Genomic DNA, 19,972 nt, shown 5'->3' on the forward strand with positions numbered 1-19,972 from the left:
TGCAAACTAGGACCGCCGCCGAGCAGGAGAGAGATAATGACGCCGCTCAATATCCGGGTTTTCGTCGACGTTATCGCCCTGCTGCTTGGCAATGCGGTCGAGGGCAACGTCTTCATGTTTGACGATGGTGTCTCTGGCGGAGAAAGCCTTGGCACCGCCAAGCTGGCCAGCTCGGTCTGGCCAGGACAACTGGTTCGCTGGAGTCTAACGCCGCTTGACGTCCAGACCATGGCTTGGCTGAGCGGCGTGTCGTTTGATGGCACTGCGCCACCGGCGACGGGCCGCCTCCTCCCTTGGGCACTGCAATGGCAGGGATACGTGCCTCCTTGGAGCGATCCGGGCTCGCGCCATTCCTACCGAATGACGCTCGTCACGGGTGGCCTGAGTGGGCGCACGATCAGCATCGCCGGCCCCTCTCTTGTGCTCTTGCCTCCCCCGCTAGGAGGGGCCTTTCGGGCTCACCCCTCGCCACCGCCTGTCGAGCGACCGCACAATCCGCTCCAATAGGAGGACTATAAGATGCAGATCTCGATTGTCACCGTTATCGATATCGAGACGGCCCTGGCGGAGGGCAGTCTCGATGGAAGCGCCTATGTCATCGACAATACGGGCCCATTCGCCCAGCCGCCCCATGCCCGCGTGACGAATGTTCCCGGCGTCTATAATGCCGATGGTTCGCAGGCCATGGAGGCTGTCCTGAACTGGATCACCGTCGGTGTCGCGCAGCTGCCACCGACGCTGCCACGCAGCTATCCCCACCGCTTCAACATTGCCAACACCGCACGACGACTGCTGAGCCCCTCCGTCCGCACTCAGGAGTACATCTCCAAGATTCAGGAGCACATCTCCAAGATGCTGACTGACCCTCCGAAGCCCCTGCAGGTTCGCGACCGCGGTGCAGTTCGCACCTATGACGCACCAGTGCTGAACGCGGCCGGCAAGGTCCTGAAGCCTGATGATGCCACTACGGCGGCCAGCGTGCCTCCAGTTGTCGTGAGGATCCGCGGGGCTGCGGTGGAGGACGGTGTTCTGTATCCGGCCCTCTACGGTTCGCCCGATCCGTTGACGGATGGCTGGTACTGGAGCGCCACCGTTGATACGGCCAAGGTCGGTCGCCACGACTATACGATGGAAGTGGCGCTCTACCGCCCCGTTCAGGAGAACGGCAAGATGCTCTGGGAGCCGCGGCTCTTCACCCTGTCGTGCGGTATTCAGGTTAGTAACGTTCCGAGCGTCAACGGCTTCACTAGTGGCTTTTTGCCCGGCCTGCTGCCCATACCGCCCTCCGGACTTACCTGCGTTGAGGGAGACGCGATATGACAAAAACGATCAACATTCTACTCGTGGTGGATGTCGTCGCCGCATTGGAGGCAGATACGCTCGCTGGCTCTCTCTATATGATCGATGACAACCGCCTCGGCGGCTCGCGCAACCAGGCGACCGCCGGGCTCGCGACCTCCGTGGCCCCCGGAGACGAGATCATCTGGACGTTGTTGCCGATCGAATGCGAAAATCATGCTGCGATACGAGCGATCAAGCTGCCGGCTGAAATCTGTGAGGTTCGACGCGAAACCTATCCCGAGTCCGATGTCAGCTACTGGGTTGGTACGGTGAAGCAGCCGGTCGGCGACCTACCGTATGGCCTGACGTTGGAGCTTGGCAGCCGGATGCGGACGCTCGATAACGGTACCGACGCGCGCCTCATCGATGCCGCCCTCAACGCTTCACCGGGAGCTACCCGAACCAGGAGTTCATCCCGCATCGTCGAGGCCGCTCTCAACGCTTCCCCAGGTGTCACCCGAACCAGGAGTTCATGATGATCGTCACTCCGGCATCGCAGCGGCCCCCCAGCAGTCCAAGCTTGGCCTCCACCCAGCTGAACATCGTCACACTCATCGACGTCGCAGGAACCCTACGGACCGGCGGCCTCAGCGGGAAAACCGGGCTAATGGACAATGGCGGCGAGAGTACCGGTAAAGGCACGAACAGCTTGCGGACAGTGTGCCGCCAGGGCCAAGCCCTGAACTGGCTGGTTTATTGTACTGATATGGAAAAGCGTCCGGACGGTAGCTGGCCTCTGTTCGCGCGTATCGTGAACATCGTTTTTGTGCTGCCCGATGGCACGCCAGAGCTCCGCAAAATATGTAATGATCTCAAGATCTATGGCGGCCCGGACAAGATCCGCGGTCCGTGGACGCCCTCCTACTATTACTGGGCGGGCGCCGTCGACCTTGAGCTCGAGCCCGGGCTCTATCCCTATCGCCTCGTAGTTGAGGTCGACACAGTCGATCGAAATCGCAAATCGTACTTCAACCTGGATGGACCAGCCTTGCAGGTCATTCCTCTGAGCGCCATCCATGCAGCGAGCCAGCATGGATAAGAAGCAGCAAAGTTGTACGCGGACATACCTACCCAATCAATCGCGGACGTCCCAATCGCGTGCTGCTCTGTCGCGCGCTTCTGGGCAGCTATCGGTAACATCGAATCAAAGAAAGGTGGAACGGCGCTCGGGCCGGCGATTGCCCGATCCTTCGATTCACCTCCGAAAGGGTCCAAGCGCCCGTTAGCCTGCCTACTCAGTCGGGAAAGTGAAGGGGATTATATGGGTAACGATATCTGGTGGCCTACACGTCGCAGATCCCGCGCCTACGCGGGTCGTTCCTGATCGACTGCTTTGTCCAACAATCTGAGGGAAATCTTATGAGCCAGCGCGCCGTCATCGTCATCGACATCCAAAATGAATACTTCCCAGATGGCAAGCTGCCCCTGGTTGGTATCGTGCATGCGGCCGCCAACGCAGCTAGGGTGATTCAGACCGCCCGCGCGCGTGGGGACGCGGTTATCCACGTTCAGCACGAAATGCAGGAAAGTCATCCCTCTATCTTCGCGCCGAACACCAGAGGGGTAGAGATCAATCCCATTGTCCAGCCACTAGAACGTGAGGCCTTGGTCGTCAAGCACTATCCCAACGCCTTCCGCGACACCGATCTGAAGCAGCGGCTCGATGCCGGGGGCGTTAAGGAGGTCGTGATCATCGGAGCAATGAGCCACATGTGCATCGATGCGACCAGCCGGGCAGCCGCCGATTACGGCTACAAGACCACGATCTTGCACGACGCTTGCGCCACCTGCGACCTTCCATTCGGTGGCATAATCGTGCCCGCTGTGCAGGTTCATGCGGCCTTTATGGCGGCCCTTGGCTTGGCCTATGGCACGGTCACGATGACCAGTGACTATCTAGCAGCCTGATGCCGTTGCGGCCTCGGCTAACAATAGTCACGTGAAACCTAAGGTTCGCTAAAGTCTGCTGGCCTCCAGGCAGAAGCATTTTACAGAAGCCAAATCTGATCTGCGGGCGAGCGATATACCCGCCGCGGCGATCGCGTTCGCCCACTTAAGGAGATCGTGTTGCGTACCAACCCCAAACGCGACCCGCGCGCGCCCGCCGCTCGCTCCTGTGAGACGTATGTCGCCCGCGCCAAGTGGACTGCCCGGCGTCGCGCAGCCTCGCACGAGCGGTTGCTTCAGCTTGCTGCGCCTCTTCCGTGCGGCAAGCTGCGTGGAAGCTGTGAAGAGGGCTTTGGAGAACGCCACCAAGTCACACGCAGGCAATGGTGTGAGGGGAGATCGCAACCACTCCTAATTGGCCGATCGGTGCCTATGGATAGGCCGCCGCCTCGAAAACAGAAGTTATCTTCGAAGGGCCAGCACTCACAATCGCCTGAGGAGGCGCGCTGCGATGGACAGGCTCAAATCACACCGGCTTTCCAAGCCGCTCTTCGGTCTGCCGCCCCCTCCGACAAGCTCGCCGCATTCGGGGAAACTACCGGGGAAACTACCGCCAACGCGGAGGCCATGTGCGATGGCAACCACAGAACTCATACGCAAACATCCGCTCACGTTCTTTAGGCTGATTAAGATCATTTTCGACGCCGCGCATGAGGAGCATCGCGCATGAGCATCACTTCCGCCGTCGTTCAAAACCGCAGCGCTCGTATCGCGAGTGTGGCCATATCTGCCGTCAATGTGGCTAGTGGATGGCGGTTGTGCGTGAGGACAGACAACCCGCAAGGCCCGTCGTACGGGGCGGGATCGGGGACGAAGCGGTCAACCACGAGCGGAACGCCAGCGCAATGGCCGGTCCCGTCAATGTTCGATCGCTTGATGTGCTCGGCCGAAGTACGCCGTACAAGGTCCACCGCTTGAGGCGGCGGCCCGCTCGGTGGCGTCCACGATGTGTAGCGCGCGAACCAGACGTCGGTAGAGCAGGAGATCACTGGGTATCACAAAGCGGGCCGTGCGAAAACTGCTCATGCACTTGGCATGCCGGTTTTAGCAGCCGCCGTGGGCACCAAGGGAGGACATTCACCACTTGAAATTCCTCTCAAGTCGCATCTCGCCGGCGCTCCAATAAGAGCCTGGCGTGTTAAATAAGTCGCCGCCAAGCCATTCCAGGATTTCGCAACACGAAACCAGTTCTCCTTTCGAGCTGGCAATAGTTGTAGCTTCCTTTGCGCCTTGCGCGCAGCCGCAAACCTTCCGTCGCGTTCAGCCTGTTTCAGAGTCTTGATCAGCAGCTCCTCGGTTTGTTTCCATCCGTCCTTTGCAATTCGCCCCTCGGCAAAGTACTCGAAGACGACTCGGAAGGTCAGAGCACGACCTGCGGCGGCCCGCGAATCCAACTTTGGTTCAGTCAGCCATCGTTGAAGAGTTTCGAGCTGGTCCGGCGTACCAAGCGTGAGAACGGCACGTTCCCCGAAGAGCAGGAATGTCGCGAATGCAGCGACCTCCAGTTGCGTATCCAAGTCCTGGTCATCCAGCCAACGGGCGATTGCTTCTAATGGAGACATAGTTTGGCTCTCCTGCCTTTCAGTCCCGGTTCGAGCGTTGCGACCGGCATAAGGTGGTATGTGAGAGCGATTCGGCCCAGAGAACGCCACGCTGGTCAACTACAAGAACTTGCGGGTTCAAATCTCTATAATTGTCGGACACAATCAAACTACAAATAACCGGAAAAGACCTGATGTTGGCGCTATGACCACCTTGGTTATCGATCGCCACTGAAAACGCGGTACCGACTTGGTTACATCGCATGCGTCGGTCGGTTTTGGAACATATAGTCATCATCGGCCGATGAGCACGAAACGGACATGGCTACGACACACTTGGTATGTTTCCTTTAATCAATCGAAGGGGCCAAATCGATATCCCATTCGAGAAACCAGAACCTTTCCGAGTGAAGCTGACGCAAAGAAGTTTGCGGGCGAACTTCTGAATAGTCCTCCTGCAAGTTTGACTACGATGTTAGCTGGAACGATAAACCCGTATTATCCAAGACGCGTAATTGGATCGAGCGACATAGTGCTTTGGATTCGTGGTCGCAACTGAGCCCCATATAGCTGAGCGGGACACGCCGCTGGGAACGGTCGGCGAAAGTACTCATAGAACGCGCCCATCACAATGTCGCCGTTGTCGCTTTCGGAAACAAGCGAGCCTGGATATAACCTGGGCGGTGCTGAGAAACGGAGTGCGGTTTACGGATATTAGGCCCATGGCGGCTTAGAAGGCTTGGCGGTCCAACCAAGTGTCGAGCTGTCGCGGATATTTGCGAGAGTGAGCTGCTGCCGGTTTGATGGACACCGGGTTAAGCTAATCCCACCTTGCGCTCGAACTCAACCGGGCTGAGATAGCCGATGGTCGAGTGCCTGCGGGTCGTATTGTAGAATCTCTCGATGTAGTCGAACACATCGGCGCGTGCCTCGTCTCTGGTGCTGTAGATTTTGCTGGCGGTGCGTTCGGTCTTGAGCGAGGAGAAGAAGCTCTCCATCGCCGCATTGTCCCAGACGTTGCCGGAACGGCTCTTGCTGCAGACGATGCCATGGTCGGCCATCAGGCTCTGGAACTGCTCGCTTGTGTATTGGCTGCCCTGATCCGAGTGGTGCAACAGCGCATCCGGCTCACCCCGCCGCCAGATCGCCATCAGCAGCGCATCGGTCACCAACTGAGCCGTCATGACGGCGTTCATCGACCACCCCACCACCCGGCGTGAGAACAGGTCGATCACCGCCGCCACATAAAGCCATCCCTCGGCTGTCCAGAGATAAGTGAAGTCGGCGATCCACTTCTGGTTCGGCCGCTCGGCAGCAAACTGTCAGTCCCGCAGGTTCGCCGGCACCGTCTCGAGCTGCCGATCGCCGCTGTCCTTCGGCAAGCGCCGCCGGCGCGGCCGTGCCCGCAGGCCCTGTAGGCGCAACAGTCGTTCGATCTGGTGCAGGCCACAGTCGGCCCCGTCGGCAAGCAGATCACGCCACACTCGGCGCGCGCCATAGGTGCGGTCGCTGGCCATGAAGCTGGCCTTGACCTTGCCACCGAGCTCTTCGTCGCTGCGGGATTTGGCGCTGGGAGAGCGGTTCAGCCAGGCATGGAAGCCCGACCGCGACACCCCCAACGCATCGCATAGCCATGCCACCGGCCAGATCGCCCGGTGCTTCGCGATGAAGCCGAACTTCATGTCGCTTCCTTCGCGAAGTAGGCAGCGGCCTTTTTTAGGATGTCCCGCTCGGCTTTCAGCTTGGCGACCTCACGCCGCAGCCGTTCGATCTCCTGCTGCTCAGGCTTCATTTGCCCGTGGCCGGGAAAGGCCTGCACCGGATCGGAGCCGAACTCCTTGACCCACTTGCGCAGAACATTCTCATGAACGTGCAGGTCGCGGCCAGCTTGCGCCACCGACACCTTGCGTTCCCTGACCAGCTTGACCGCCTCGATCTTGAACTCGCGACTGAACTTCCGTCTCTTCATTGCCCACCTCCGGCTTCATGAAACACCTAATCTTGGTGTCCATCAAACCGGCAGCAGCTCAGAGGGTGACGACGAAATGGCCTGTCAATCGAACGGTGCTTCGGAAACCTGGTCAAAAAAGATGGCGGCTCAACGCCGGACGTCACGGCGGGACCGCCTCTGCCGCGATCGGCGCCTTGCTGAGTCACGCTAGTTCAAAGAACTTGCGCCTACCGTGCGCCCACCACGCGCAGCCTCGATGATCGGTCCTGCTTTGCGGTTGGCCTCGTATAGCTTGCTGAACCCGGTATAGGCTCACCCTGCATCAGTCCGGCGTATAGCGCGACATGTATGGAACGGCCCGCGGGCGCAAGAACTTTCTCAGTCGGCTTCACACATGGGAGCGGTGCGGTCATGTATACGGCCTGTAAAGCGCGGCGCATGACCGCTGGCCTCGATGAAGTCCGCGACACAAGGGGCTAAATCAATCAGACGCGCTTGATGCGCATTGTCGCGCCAGCCTCACTCATGCCGGGATTTCGTCCCGTGGGTTCATCGCCTGTTATTGCTCCTTGCCCTCTGCCGGCCCGCGCCGGTCAGATCTCTTTGACAGCCGCTATATTCATCAAGCGGCAGCCGTAGTCGTCGCCAGCGTCTCCGGACACCGGTAAATCCCGCCCTTGTTCAAGAGCGCCCAAGCAATTCGCGCTGTCTTGTTGGCCAGCGCGACCGCTGCCACCTTGTACGGACGTCTGGCGAGCAGCGCCTTCAACCATGGCCGCGTTCGATCGGCCTTCCGGGCAATTCGCAGGACGGATGTCGCCCCAAAAATGAGGAGGCTCCGAAGTTCGGGGTTTCCCATCTTCGAGATGCGTCCCATCCGCTCCTTGCCCCCCACTCGAATGCTGTCGCGGCGTCAGTCCCAGCCAGGCAGCAAAGTGACGAGAGGATTTGAAGCCGCCGGGATCTGGCACCAGCGCCTTGATGGTCGCTGCTGTAATGGCTCCAATGCCGGGGATCGTAGTCAGTCGGCGCATGTCCTTGTCGGTCTTTGCCGCAGCAATGCTGATTCCGCTCGATGTCGCCCACGATTCCTGAATGATCTCGCCCACCGTTCCGATTTGATGTCGCCCGCCATTCCGAGATGATCTCGCCCACCATTCCGGGATGATGTCGCCCGGGGTGACGAGGTCCTCTTCTGGCTCCGATACGGTCCCGCCTTTCGGCTTTGCGAAGGGGGACCTGGATGCCGACGGAGAGGTTTGCGATGCGCCATGTGCGCGATGTGATCAGATTGAAGTCGGCCGGGATGCCGACCCGCGAGATTGCGCGGCGGGTGGGGACAGCCCCTTCGACGGTGCGGTTGACGATCCACCGGTTCGAGGCAGCGGGGCTGACCTGGCCATTGCCCGACGACATCACCGACGCTGCGCTGGAAGCCCGGCTGTTCGCCAGCGCGGGAGCCGGTCCCGGCACCCGGCGGGGCCATCGCCGGCAGGCCGAGCCGGACTGGGCGGCGGTACACCGCGAACTCCGGCGCAAGCATGTGACGCTGTCGATCCTGTGGGACGAGTACATCGCGGGCGAACCCGGCGGGTATCGTTATTCGCGGTTCTGCGGGCTCTACCGCGCCTGGGAAGGCCGCCTGTCGGTGACGATGCGCCAGTCGCATACGGCCGGCGACAAGCTGTTCGTCGACTATGCCGGCGACGGCGTACCGGTGGTAATCGACCGGTTCACCGGCGAGCGACGCGCCGCGCAGATCTTCGTCGCGGTGCTCGGCGCATCGAGCTTCACCTACGCGCAGGCGACCTGGACGCAGGGGCTCGCCGACTGGATCAGCAGCCACGTCGGCGCCTTCGAGGCGATCGGCGGCGTGCCGGCGCTGCTGGTGCCGGACAATACCAAGGTCGCAGTGATCAAGGCCTGCCTCTACGACCCGCAGATCAACCGCAGCTACGCCGACATGGCGGCGCATTACGGCACCGCCATTCTGCCGGCCAGGCCGCGACGGCCACGGGACAAGGCGAAGGTCGAACAGGCGGTCCTCATGGTCGAGCGCTGGCTGCTCGGGCGGCTGCGCCACCGCACCTTCCACAGCCTCGCCGAGGTCAACGCGGCGATCACCGAGCTAATGACCCGGCTCAACGAGGAGCGGCCGATCCGGCGGCTCGGCGTGACCCGCCGCAAGCTATTGGAGGAGATCGACCGGCCGGCGCTCAAGGACTTGCCGGAGAGCCCCTACGTGTTCGCCGAGTGGCGGATCTGCCGGGTCAGCATCGACTATCACGTCGAGGTCGAGGCGCATTACTACAGCGTCCCGCATCGCTTCGTCCGCGCCGAGGTCGAGGTGCGCTTCACCGCCCGCACCGTCGAGCTTTTCCACAAGGGCGAGCGGATCGCCGCGCATCAGCGCATGAGCGGCAACCACAAGCGCACCACCGTGCCGGAACACATGGCGTCCAGTCATCGGCGCTACGCCGGCAGGACCATCGAGCGCATTCGCAAGGAGGCCGCCACGATCGGGCCGGCCACTGCGGCGCTGTGCGACCTGATCCTCGATGAGCGGGCGCACCCCGAGCAGGGCTTCCGCGCTTGCCTCGGCATCATCCGGCTCGGCCAATCCTACGGGCAAGAGCGGCTCGATGCTGCCGCCATGCGGGCGATCGACATCGGCGCGCGCACCTACGGCTCGGTCAAATCGATCCTTGCTAACAACCTCGATCGGCGTCCTTCACCCAAGCGCCCCGCGGACAACGCGCCGGTCCTTCATCCCAACATCCGCGGGCCGCGCTACTACAACTAGGAGATCACGCCTTGCTCACCCATCCGACCCTCGATCAACTCCACGCGCTCGGCCTTCATGGCATGGCCAAGGCCTTTGCCGACATCGAAGCCGGCGGCGATGCCGCAAGCCTCGGCCATGCCGAATGGCTCGCGCTGCTGCTCGAACGCGAAGCCTCGCTGCGACGCGACAAGCGGCTGTCGAAGCGGCTGCAATATGCCAAGCTGCGCCAGCAGGCCTGCGTCGAGGACATCGACTATCGCACCCCGCGTGGCCTCGACCGCAGCCTCCTGACGATGCTGGTCGAAGGCCAATGGATCGACGACCACGCCAACCTGCTGATCTGCGGACCCTCCGGCGTCGGCAAGAGCTGGCTCGCCTCGGCGCTCGGCAACAAGGCCTGCCGCGACAATCGCTCCGTGCTCTATCAGCGCGTCCCGCGGCTGTTCACCGATCTCGCTTTGGCGCGCGGCGACGGCCGCCACCCCCGGCTGCTGCGCGCGCTCGGCCGCGTCGATCTGCTCATCCTCGACGACTGGGGCGTCGAGCCACTCGACGCCGCGGCGCGCCACGACCTCCTGGAGATCCTTGAGGACCGCTACGGCCGCCGCTCCACCATCGTCACCAGGGAGCTCCCCGTCGATCAATGGCACGCGCTGATTGGCGACCCCACCTACGCCGACGCCGTTCTCGACCGCCTGGTCCATAACGCCCACCGGATCGATCTCAACGGCGAGAGCATGCGGCGAACCCGTAAGCCCGGCCGAAAAGCCTGAGCAAGTGGCGCTGTGGACATGCCGCTACGCTTGGACAACGCAAAGAGCGTAGCCCACATGCCCACAGCAGACCAACAGCAGACGAAGAAGGGCCTCAAGCCGCGATTCAAGGTTGACCCCGCGGCTTCACCGATGCCAGAAACCAAACAGCCAGAACGCCTCGTGCCCCGGGCGACATCAAATCGGAATGGTGGGCGAGATCATCTCGGAATCCTGGGCGAGATCAAATCGGTACACCCGGGCGAGATCATCGGAATCCGCACCGCAGCAACAATGGCTCGCTCGAGCTTGTCAATCTGGTCCGCCTGAGCCTCGATTTGATCGGCAACTGCCGTCAGGGCGACGCGCGCTGCCGCAGGCAAGCGGATATCTGCTACATCCCGTACGATTGCAACCAACGCCTCGACCTTTGCTCGGCCAGCGCCGGCAATGATGCCCAACTCGGCCAGATGCGAGCGCAGGGCGTTGATCGTCTGCGTTTGCTGTTTGACCAGAGGTGCGCGACTCTTCAGGAACATCATTGCGGCTTTTTGCTCAGCCGTTTTGATCGGAACGAAGCGCGTGGTCTTGCGAGTCACAGCCTCGCTGATGGCCTCGGCATCCGCCGCATCCGTTTTTCCACGCTTCACAAACGGTTTGACGTAAGCTGGTGGGATCAGCCGCACTTCATGGCCGAGAGTTGCAATCTCTCGTGCCCAATAATGAGCGCTGCCACAGGCTTCTATTCCCACAAGGCAGGCTGGCTGCTTCGAGAAGAAATGCAGCACCTCGCTGCGCCGTAGTCTCCGGTTGAACACCGGTGAGCCATCGCCACCCGCGCCGTTAACTTGAAAAATGTGCTTCGCCAAATCCAATCCGATGGTGCTAACCTGTTTCATGGAACGGTCCCTCCTTGTGGCGTTCGAACAACGACCACGTCTTAGCACGATGATGCTGTCGGAGCGGGCCGTTCCACCACATCAATCAGGATGAGAGCGAGTCTCACCCTGATCGCCGCCGCGCACCGGCGTAGCCCGCGAGATGTTGCTCCGGATGAGCGGCGAACGGCGGGTTTTGGCCGCCAGGTTCGGCGCGGGCAAATGTCCTTGCGGGCCCTTCGCGGAGGGCTGCGGTCTTGCCCGTAAAGCCAGTCAGATCCGGCATCTCGCGCTTGACGCTGAACTCGCGTCATGGATGACGAGGATCGGTCCCTATGTCGCCGTTACGCGCCCGGGCCTAGTCTCGAAATGACCGCTGATGTTCTCGATGTCGAAGGGGCGGCCTATCAAAACCCGGCTTCGAAAGACACTCAATCGTCGCGGCGAGCATCCGACGGCTTTCGGCCAGGACGCGCAGAAATTTGACGCCGTCGTTGTCGCGTTCAGCCCGTGTTAGGCTGCTGACATAGTGTTTGCAACTCGACGCTGAGCATCGAGGCTCGCACCAGCGAGGCACACCTTTTCTATCGCCATTGAGCATTCACTGCGCAATCTTCGTTGGCACGCCCGTTGCTTATTAGCTCGCAGCTCCGGGAGCTATCAACCTGGCAAAGAGCTTCAGACGTCAGGCCGATCTGCGCAAGCTCTTTTCGAGGAAGCGAATAAGACCAGCACCATGACCGCTCATCCGTGCCCGGAGAACGCGTTCGCGGCAGCGGGCGGACGCCAGCCAAGCGCGGTACTTGTCATCAGGCGTGCGGGGCTGCTGCGTGGCCTCGCCAACGCTCACCAGAAGGACAATAACAATCATGGGTTTCTATCAGACGGAGCCGTTTAAGACGGCAAAAGCCAGCTTCATCTACGGACCTGACGGATTCGGGCTATTTCTGGTCGAGGTTCAGGGTGACGCGCCAAACTTCACTACGGGAATTACCTTGGTACGCGACCCGCGTTGGGTCGGCGGCCTGAAGATTGACGTGATGGGCTGGACGGGACGCTCGGTGATGGGTCAACGCCCTACACGGTTAAGGGCAGCTTCCCCGGCCACTACGTGCCGCAAATCGTCGTGTCCGGCAGCAATAGCACGCGACTGATTCCGGTGAAGGCGGTCCCGGCGGAAGAAGCTGACGACTACGTGCGGCAGTCGGCCAAATGATCGCGGCTGATCAGCCGATCAATCCTCTAAAACGGGAAGGAATAGTTCTATGCCGGATACGACAACCAAAGACCAGGTCGGATTGTTTCATGCCAGCTATCAGATTGGCGAAAGCCGCCCCGGAGGCATAATCTTCAAGCTGGATCTGGTCGTCGACACGCCGAACAGGCGGGTCCAGGGTTTGGGCAGCATCACCCAAGCCGTTAATCCGCCGCTCGATGTCGCCACCTCCCTGCAAGGCAGTTACAGCCAGTTGCCGACGCTTCCGCCGACGCCAGCGCTACTTCTAGTACTCCTTACGGGCTACCCGCCGATCCACTGGCCGCACCATGCCGGGCTGGGACCGGTGATTCTGCCCAATGTCGATCTGCGCATGAGCCTGATCCCGAGCTGGCAATCAGGGATGGCTTCCTACCGTTATCGCAGCGGCCCCGACAGTGATTGGCAGGAGGTCGAGGCTGCGCCGGTCAAGCTGGTGTCTCCGGCCGTCGCGTCATGAAACATCAAGGTAGCGGCCGGTAGCGCTCCTGCACGACAATCGACACCGGGCTGCTCGTTCAGATACAGTAATAGTCGTCTTTGTGGAGATCCAAGCTCCCTGGTCAGTTGCTGCGGTCGAAAAGACAAGGTCGATTCGATGGCGGTGCTGAGCGCGGAGCGGGCGGATGCTTTGGCGCAGTTCCTCACACTTTCCGGACTGAGATGTGCTTGAGCCTATATCGAAAAAAAGTATCGGGCAGTTGAATCAAAACGTCGAGAACGAAGCCATTGTGATCGACAGCGCGCCAGAGCCAATGTTGTCCGCCCGCGATCGAGACAACGATCTCCTCCAGATGCCATTTGTCGCTGCGAGCGGGAGCGCGCTGGCGGATGCGGTCGGAGAACACGTTGCCGAATTTCCGCCCGCCAATGGCGCATGGCTTCACATGGCTTCATAGGTCACCTCCGCGCTCGACGAATTCTCTGCTTGCGCACCCTCAAATGCCGAAGCTAAGATCACCAAACAAAAGGCGACAAACCCCGCAAATTCCTTCATTGAGTGCTCCGGCACTTACCCGTGAACGTACATCTCTAAAGTGGCTCTACCAGCAGTGATACCGCCGCTCGGCCCGCCCAACCGCCCCCGTTCACTCGCGATCCCGCCGATCTGCCACTCCGAACCCCACGTCACACGCCTGCGCGGCAGCGGTCAGGGTGAGACTGCTCTCATCCTGATCGTCGCGCTATACACGCCAAATCCGACCGCGACGAAGGCTCGAGGAACGGCTTGTCGGAGCGTGTTGAGCTGTCAACTCCATAGACCAGCGTTGTGCCGTGACGTACTCCTATGGGTGTCGCATCCGCCGTTGTCAAAACGAACTATGCCGGCCAGTCGCGCGCAGCATCTCGTTCTGGGCGGTGGCGTAAAGTGTATGCCAGGACTCTCTCAGCTCAGGGGTGAAAGAAGCGCCGAATTTTCGCTCAAAGCTCCACATCAACGCCTCGCCCATTGCGACAAAGTGCGATGGCTGAACGCCAAGTATGGCGTGCTTGTGACCGGAAATCGCGATCAGCGACTGGAACATCGGTCTTTCGTCGAGCGAGGCGACCAGCGCCGTGATCATATCCAGCACCTTCATCCGCTGCTTCTCAGTATCGCCGCCGAACATTTGTCTTGCATCAGGAGCTAGTTCGACGAACCTGTTGTAGCACAGGTCAGCGAGGTCGCGGCGGATCGGCCACATCGCGTCAAATGATGTCCTGACAAGGTCGACCTGCTCCGGCGTCATTGGTCACACCAGCAGGCTCGTAAAGAATGGTCTTGTGATCTCTGCGGCTGAGGGCTCCCTCTCATCTGAAGTGACGACGGAGACAAACTGGTGTTTGCAGTTCCAGCAGCGCCAAAGATCTTGAGCTTCATTCGCGTTGACGAGCTCGTGCCACTCAAGGGTCACTAATCCAGAACCACAGCGAACGCATTCTTTGTGATGCACTGTTGAGCTTGGGAGCATGTGGAACCTCTTTTCTTACACACAAGCGACGCGTACGGCAGAGGGGCAAACGTTGGTGGGCCATCACTTGTGCGACCTTGAGCAGCTGCGCTGGATCAGATGTCCACTCCAATGCTCGCGCCGGCAGCGAGAACTCGGTGAATGAGGGTCTTTTGCGCAAACGATACTGGAACCGGCAGCAGGCTGGAAGCCGGTCAAAGAGGGGCGCCTAAGCGGGTCACAGTGTCTTGAGGTATTCAAGCAACGCCTTTTTGTCCTGATCGCTCAAACTTGTCCCGTACTCGTGGCCGCATCGGCTATTTCCAGAGTTGATATTGCTGCAGTCCGTCACGGATAGAGTGTCGCTCAGCGGCTCCTGGGTAGCAGCAAGACCAACGTTTTCAATGTCGTATTTCCGTCCGACGCTAAACTGCGATCTGCGCTGCCCTGATGGCTTGAGCAATTCCGCCAGCGTCGGGACCGAGCCGTTATGGAGATAAGGTGCGGCGGCCCAAATACCCTGCAGAACACGGGCCTCGTAGGAGCCCCACGGAGGGAGCTGAGCGTGAGACGCTCGTTCTGCTCCCTGCCGCCTGGCCTTCTTGATTGCTTCCGAGGTGCTGACAGTATCGAAAGCCGTTAGCAGATCCTGCAGCGTTGGCGGTAGCCGCACCAGCCCCAGAGACTCCGATGTGTCCGACGATCCCGGATCTGGCGCCGCTGCCACCCGGGCATTGGTTGAAGGGGCGCCGCCGGCCAACAGGTGTTCCGCGATCGAACCAATGACCGATGTCGCAAGAATGTTAAGAATCTCATCGTTCTCCTTGAGGGGAGCGGTCGCGAAGGGAATGTATGCTCCCTTCAGCACGCCCGTATTCGCTTTCCAGGCGAGGATGTCGTATTCTCGTGTATCGGTACCAACGTTCTGGACCGGAGTTCGCCATGTTTTGACAAATGGAAAGCGTTGCTCTCCGTCTTCTATCCCGTGGCAACCGCTACATCCCGCTTCAGCGGAATCCCTTTCAAAAATCGCTTTGCCGCGCGCGGCTAAAGCAGCGTCAATCGTCCAGGGCCATTTCGGAGGGCCGATCCGCTTCACCAGGTTTTCAAGCTGGCTCAGGCCGTCGAAATTGGTGGAATTATTGTCAAGGAAATTGATGATCGCGCCCTGGCGCTTCGGCTCGAACGTAGCGAATACTCCCAGAACCTCGCCAACGTTCCGAGCCAGCCCCAAGATGTCATTTCCATTTTTTGCGAATCCAGGCCATTGCGTCTTATCTTGCCGCGGCGAATTCCAGAGGAATGGGTATCTCACGGGAGCGTCCGCGGTTTTCATGTTTCCCGGGATCATGAAGTCGGGCGGCGGGCCTATGTCCAGTCCGGATATGCGGTTGAAAATCATCCCCACAGCGTCCAGACGGCCAACTCCCCAGCCGGTCTTGGGCAGCGCGCGCACAATAAGCGTGTGAAACCGCAAGTACCACCCCTCGACCTGCCGACGAAGATCCGCAACGTCGGCCGCGTCCGGCGTTGTGGACCGCAGGACAGCTGCAGCAAACGGAGCGAACGAGCTGTCACTGGCAATCACGTCGCCCACAGCCTTGTCCAGATCGCCAAGCAATGCGTAGAAGTCTACAAACGCCGGACCGCCATCCACCCGATACACCTTGCCATCAGCTTCGATCTGGCGCGTGTGACAGGCTGAGCAGGTCATTCCGACGACCTGGAAGTCTTGAGGGCCAGAAGCGTGAAAGCCGACGGGAAGATTGGCCGTGTTTGCAGGATTCGGTAGATAGCCGTACCGTGACAAACCATCCGCGAGGAATGGCTGTCCGTTCCTTTGCTTCAGCGCCTGCATCCAAGACAACGTAATCAAACGCGAGCCCTGATCGCGCGAATAGAAGTCAGCTCTCGCTGCCGCGGTCCAATCCACACCCTGGTCAAGATAGATGGGATTGGCGTCGGTGCCTTGAGCATCCGATTTTGTCGTGACGACAAACGTTAAGGCGATCAGAAAGAGAGTGCGGAGCATCGTGTGTCCTACCGCTTCCATTGTCGCAACAGCCCGAGGCAACTTTCGCCGGAATCCGCGCCTTTTCCGGCAAACCCGGGCTTGCCTTTCGGCCTGCAGGTTCGGCCTGCAGGCCATCGGATCATTGGTTATCAAAGGGCGCTATCCAACAAACTTCAACCTACCAAGTCTTGGGGGAAGCAACTGCATTCGGAAAACGATCATCGCGTCGCCCTGGATTTGTCGGAGGCATACAGGCGTGCGGCATCGCAATTGCGGAGCCTCACTGCCACATTGGTTCCGAGAGATCTTCCCGATGTCGATCTGGAATGGCGCAGGATCGACCAAAACGCTCTTCAAGGCGCCGCTCACTGATCGACAATCTTCCGGTGAGAACGACGTGCAAACTAGGCCGGTGAAGCGCGCGAGCAATGACTGACGGGCTAAAGAAACATGAGGCGTGACCGTAAAGACCTGCTCAGCGAATTGAACAGGAATCGCGGCCGCAATCTCGCTGCCGAAGAGTTTGAAGCGGTCGCGAACCTCACGCTTCGCCGAGGAGTTCGGGAGCGTCAAGCTGGCCCACAGCTTCGCGGTCGGTTCAAGGTATTTGACGGTGCGTGTCGAAGGGCTCGACGGAAGGCAACTCAGCGGCACGGAGGGCTAAAAGGCGAAACAGTGACCGATATCCACGAAGAACGCGTATTCTGGAATGATACCTTTCACGCCGAGATATTTGATTTCCGCGGCCAGGTTCATTTTGCCCGCTTTGATGGCTGCACCTTCGTGAAATGCACCATCGTGCTTGATAGCAGCGCCGAACAACTCGCCTTCACCGGCTGCACGTTCAAGGACTGCAACATCGATCATATCGACGCAGACGAGGCTCGCGGAATTGTTGTCCGTGACAACTTTTTCGATCGCCCCATTGCGGAGCGTAAGGCCGATTTCGAACGACGCTTGGCTGAAGCGCTGAATCGGCGCCTAAAGTCCTAAACGCCGAACGCTTAGCCATGGAGCTTCACGCCACCAACGACATGCGGGGCGATCTCCGCGCCGGCTCCATCAATTACCGCACTCGACTCGGTTACCATTGTCCGGGTCGCCCAGGCATAGGCTGAGGCCGGAGTAACTTAGTCGCCCGCGACCCTAGACCTCGCGGCACAGCTCCCCTACTCATTGGGGAGTACCGGAGTCATACGGATGGCGAAGGCGCGCCCCCTCATCCATACTTTGTCCAAGTCAGGATTTTGCATACACCCTCCTGGGCTAGAGCCAACGCCGTCCGCATGTATTTCAAGCGGGCGGCGTTGGGCTGTGGATCGACTGTAGCGCATGCGATTAGCTGCGTGCGCCCTCTCTGTGGTCGCCGATCTGGTACGATCAGCGGCTATTTTTGGGCATCGTGCGCCGGTCATGCTGCTCACTGGGCGCAGGCGCAAGGGAACCATCCGCTTGGACGGTCATCTTGCGCGAAAGAGGCGCGCCCGACAGCGGAACAGCCGATCGCCCGACCTGCGGCGGACATGTGCGAGCAAACGCGGCGATTAAGCGCTGGCGGTGACGAGCTCTCTCCACGGCCGTCTCGACCGCCTTCTCTTGGGCTCGCAGCGCGGCGCGGTATGCGCGTTTACGCTGGCGGTTCCATTCTTGCACGTCTGTCACAAGCCAAGCTGCCTCTCCGGCGGAAGTGCTCGCGCATGGAAAGTTGGGCCGTTCCGCCCAACGGACGATCGTTGCAGGTGTAATCTTGAAGTGCGCGGCCAATTGAACCGCTGTCATGTAATTCCGGTCAGGTCGATGGAAGGCGGTCCGACGTCCGGGATGATGTTGTCATTGCTATCTGTCATCGCTCGCAGCCACCCTGACCAAGTCATCAACGAACAAAGCGCGATTGTCGAGCTTACCTTTCATCGGCTTGCCCTCTCATGAGCGAGGCTCCTGATGCGCCGCATCGCAGATGATCTTGATCGACCTAAAGAGTGTAAGCGGATGTTTGCGTACAAGCTCTGTGCTCGTCTTCGCGAACTCGTCCGGGCCTACTTGCTGGCGGACGATCTCCCGAAGTGCGGCCAGCTTCTCAGGGTCGGCGGAGCGAATAGCTGCCTCGAAAGCCGGTATAAATTCCAGCCTGTCCATTGCAACACATTCCTTATGAAGAAAGCTCCGGTTTTGAAGGCGGCCTTGGTGGCGGCCTGGTCGCCATAAGCTCCGCAATCGCGGCAAGTACGACGCTCGTATCGGCCTTTCCTTCGGACCATCCCTTCAGCGCCTCTATCGCGTTCTTTAAAGCCTCATCACGGGTCACGGAACAATCTCCACAGCCCCCCTGTGGCCGGCCGCGCGGCCTGCGACTCCGAAAGAACGCGCGGGCATTTGGAGACCGCCCGCGCGGAGTTTGCTACGTCAAGCTTGGTCCGTGTTGCGTGAAGATAAACAGCCAAGCCGATAAGCCTCTCAACAACTCGCATGCCACGGCACCGTGCAGAAGTAGAGCCAAACGGCGCGGTATCGACAGAGCACAGTGAGGCCGACGCGACGGAAAAGCGTGCGGGCGACTGCTGACGACCGCCCGCACGCCGTCGCACCTCAAACAGACCGGGCCCTCACGAGGGTCAATCAATAAGCGGCCAAGCCATAGACTGCTCAGCAACGCGCGTGCCAGACGACCGGAGAGTAAACGGCGCAATCCCGGTGCACTTCTCGTGCGACTTTCAGACATGCACGCAGTCAACCCGACGCCGTTTGAACGAAACCAGACGTGGCTAATGACGCCGAGAGGGCGCGGGGATTGGATGATTGCCATCGTGTATCGCGATCAGTTCGCCGGGCTCCAAACCGAGCTTTTGTAACTGCTCTTTTTGAAGCGGACAGTTAAGCATTCCGGCCCTTGCGCCGCAGTCGGCTATCGTCATCCGCACCGCTTCCGCCGGGTCAGCGACGGCAACCGCGTATACTACGTGTCTGAATTCTTCGTCGTCGCCATCTTCCTTGAAGACAGCAGCAGTCACTAACCAACCGTCCATCTTGCTGCGCTCCGGGAACGCGAAGTAGGCGTTGTCTTCACCTCATTGCATAAGTATTGCGACTACTATGATGCCGATGGAGACCAGGCCCATGAAAATCACGCAGCCTAGGTACGGTAGGTCGCCGCGCACTACACAGCTCCAGACGCGAGGACGGAGCGTGCACTCCGGGGACACGATCAACCTGCACAATTCGGCCCGCTGCGTTCGACAGCCTGACACGGCAATCCGAGTCCCAACAACTACTGGCTTGCATAGGTGCATGGCCCGGACGACAACGCCGCCCTAGCGAAGCTGGGCTTCAGCAACTTTGGCGAATTCCAAAGCGAACCCTGGATATCTGCAGCATTTGGATGCCGGACTGCCTCTGACTTTGAGGTAATCCTCGACTTTAGGACCAAACCGCGGCTTTATCTGCAGCACGTAGCGAATGTCGAATAGTAACTGAGCAGAGACCTCATTGGCTCGTTCGCGCAATTGACGCACGACGACGTCCAGCTCGAAACGGGTTTCCATCGGTTTCTCGATGACAGGAGGCTGCTTGCGGCCGCAAA

Annotated in this window: 16 protein-coding genes and 4 pseudogenes; 10 read left to right on the forward strand and 10 right to left on the reverse strand. The window is 60.1% G+C overall.

Annotated features, from left to right (window positions below; genetic code table 11):
* Window positions 1–36: 36 nt before the first annotated feature.
* The 5 genes from QA639_RS33615 (at window position 37) to QA639_RS33635 (ending at window position 3,249) form a co-directional block, all read left to right on the forward strand.
* Window positions 37–507, forward strand: a complete 471-nt coding sequence (locus QA639_RS33615) for a hypothetical protein (protein WP_157348922.1) — start codon at window positions 37–39, stop codon at window positions 505–507.
* 12 nt (window positions 508–519) lie between these two features.
* Complete coding sequence (locus QA639_RS33620; protein WP_283088181.1) at window positions 520–1,320, forward strand: hypothetical protein; 801 nt, start codon at window positions 520–522, stop codon at window positions 1,318–1,320.
* On the forward strand, window positions 1,317–1,817 hold the full coding sequence (locus QA639_RS33625; protein WP_283088182.1) for a hypothetical protein: 501 nt from the start codon (window positions 1,317–1,319) through the stop codon (window positions 1,815–1,817). The genes QA639_RS33620 and QA639_RS33625 overlap by 4 nt, the downstream gene beginning before the upstream one ends.
* Entirely contained in the window at window positions 1,814–2,380 is a 567-nt protein-coding gene (locus QA639_RS33630; protein ID WP_028338236.1) for a hypothetical protein, read from the forward strand. The genes QA639_RS33625 and QA639_RS33630 overlap by 4 nt, the downstream gene beginning before the upstream one ends.
* A gap of 320 nt (window positions 2,381–2,700) precedes the next feature.
* Complete coding sequence (locus tag QA639_RS33635; RefSeq protein WP_283090657.1) at window positions 2,701–3,249, forward strand: cysteine hydrolase family protein; 549 nt, start codon at window positions 2,701–2,703, stop codon at window positions 3,247–3,249.
* 1,061 nt (window positions 3,250–4,310) lie between these two features.
* On the opposite strand, the gene QA639_RS33640 is transcribed toward QA639_RS33635, so the two are convergent.
* The 3 genes and pseudogenes from QA639_RS33640 to QA639_RS33650 all read right to left on the reverse strand — a co-directional run.
* Window positions 4,311–4,850, reverse strand: coding sequence for a hypothetical protein (locus QA639_RS33640; protein ID WP_283088183.1), 540 nt, complete (start codon window positions 4,848–4,850; stop codon window positions 4,311–4,313).
* A gap of 794 nt (window positions 4,851–5,644) precedes the next feature.
* Window positions 5,645–6,798: pseudogene (locus QA639_RS33645) on the reverse strand (IS3 family transposase).
* A 604-nt stretch (window positions 6,799–7,402) separates the two neighbouring features.
* Window positions 7,403–7,841 (reverse strand): annotated as a pseudogene (locus QA639_RS33650) (IS110 family RNA-guided transposase); the annotation flags it as partial.
* 203 nt (window positions 7,842–8,044) lie between these two features.
* Here QA639_RS33650 and istA point away from each other — a divergent pair.
* Both istA and istB read left to right on the forward strand, forming a co-directional pair.
* Window positions 8,045–9,583, forward strand: a complete 1,539-nt coding sequence (gene istA, locus QA639_RS33655; protein ID WP_283090658.1) for an IS21 family transposase — start codon at window positions 8,045–8,047, stop codon at window positions 9,581–9,583.
* An 11-nt stretch (window positions 9,584–9,594) separates the two neighbouring features.
* On the forward strand, window positions 9,595–10,338 hold the full coding sequence (istB, locus tag QA639_RS33660; protein ID WP_283088184.1) for an IS21-like element helper ATPase IstB: 744 nt from the start codon (window positions 9,595–9,597) through the stop codon (window positions 10,336–10,338).
* A 257-nt stretch (window positions 10,339–10,595) separates the two neighbouring features.
* On the opposite strand, the pseudogene QA639_RS33665 reads toward istB, so the two are convergent.
* Window positions 10,596–11,216 (reverse strand): annotated as a pseudogene (locus tag QA639_RS33665) (IS110 family RNA-guided transposase); the annotation flags it as partial.
* 1,244 nt (window positions 11,217–12,460) lie between these two features.
* Between QA639_RS33665 and QA639_RS33670 the strand changes: the two are divergent.
* Entirely contained in the window at window positions 12,461–12,910 is a 450-nt protein-coding gene (locus tag QA639_RS33670) for a DUF1842 domain-containing protein (RefSeq protein WP_283088185.1), read from the forward strand.
* Between the two features lie 241 nt (window positions 12,911–13,151).
* Here QA639_RS33670 and QA639_RS33675 read toward each other — a convergent pair.
* The 3 genes and pseudogenes from QA639_RS33675 to QA639_RS33685 all read right to left on the reverse strand — a co-directional run.
* A pseudogene (locus tag QA639_RS33675) lies at window positions 13,152–13,316 on the reverse strand (DDE-type integrase/transposase/recombinase); the annotation flags it as partial.
* 444 nt (window positions 13,317–13,760) lie between these two features.
* A complete protein-coding gene (locus QA639_RS33680) occupies window positions 13,761–14,180 on the reverse strand; it encodes a globin domain-containing protein (protein WP_283088186.1) in 420 nt (139 codons plus the stop codon).
* Between the two features lie 439 nt (window positions 14,181–14,619).
* On the reverse strand, window positions 14,620–16,413 hold the full coding sequence (locus tag QA639_RS33685; RefSeq protein ID WP_283088187.1) for a di-heme-cytochrome C peroxidase: 1,794 nt from the start codon (window positions 16,411–16,413) through the stop codon (window positions 14,620–14,622).
* A gap of 3 nt (window positions 16,414–16,416) precedes the next feature.
* Here QA639_RS33685 and QA639_RS33690 point away from each other — a divergent pair, with 3 nt between their 5' ends.
* Both QA639_RS33690 and QA639_RS33695 read left to right on the forward strand, forming a co-directional pair.
* The gene (locus tag QA639_RS33690; protein ID WP_157349005.1) at window positions 16,417–16,767 is read left to right on the forward strand and encodes a hypothetical protein; all 351 of its coding nucleotides are present in this window, start codon (window positions 16,417–16,419) and stop codon (window positions 16,765–16,767) included.
* 78 nt (window positions 16,768–16,845) lie between these two features.
* Window positions 16,846–17,388 carry a hypothetical protein gene (locus QA639_RS33695; RefSeq protein ID WP_283088188.1) on the forward strand — a complete coding sequence of 181 codons (543 nt, stop codon included), beginning with the start codon at window positions 16,846–16,848 and terminating at the stop codon, window positions 17,386–17,388.
* Between the two features lie 930 nt (window positions 17,389–18,318).
* Here QA639_RS33695 and QA639_RS33700 read toward each other — a convergent pair.
* The 3 genes from QA639_RS33700 to QA639_RS33710 all read right to left on the reverse strand — a co-directional run bounded on the left by QA639_RS33700 (window position 18,319) and on the right by QA639_RS33710 (window position 19,934).
* A complete protein-coding gene (locus tag QA639_RS33700; RefSeq protein WP_283088189.1) occupies window positions 18,319–18,531 on the reverse strand; it encodes a hypothetical protein in 213 nt (70 codons plus the stop codon).
* A 626-nt stretch (window positions 18,532–19,157) separates the two neighbouring features.
* On the reverse strand, window positions 19,158–19,418 hold the full coding sequence (locus QA639_RS33705) for a hypothetical protein (protein WP_176396394.1): 261 nt from the start codon (window positions 19,416–19,418) through the stop codon (window positions 19,158–19,160).
* A 285-nt stretch (window positions 19,419–19,703) separates the two neighbouring features.
* A complete protein-coding gene (locus QA639_RS33710; RefSeq protein WP_028352407.1) occupies window positions 19,704–19,934 on the reverse strand; it encodes a hypothetical protein in 231 nt (76 codons plus the stop codon).
* Window positions 19,935–19,972: the final 38 nt, after the last annotated feature.

The organism is Bradyrhizobium pachyrhizi (genome assembly GCF_029714545.1).
GTDB classification, from domain to species: domain Bacteria; phylum Pseudomonadota; class Alphaproteobacteria; order Rhizobiales; family Xanthobacteraceae; genus Bradyrhizobium; species Bradyrhizobium pachyrhizi.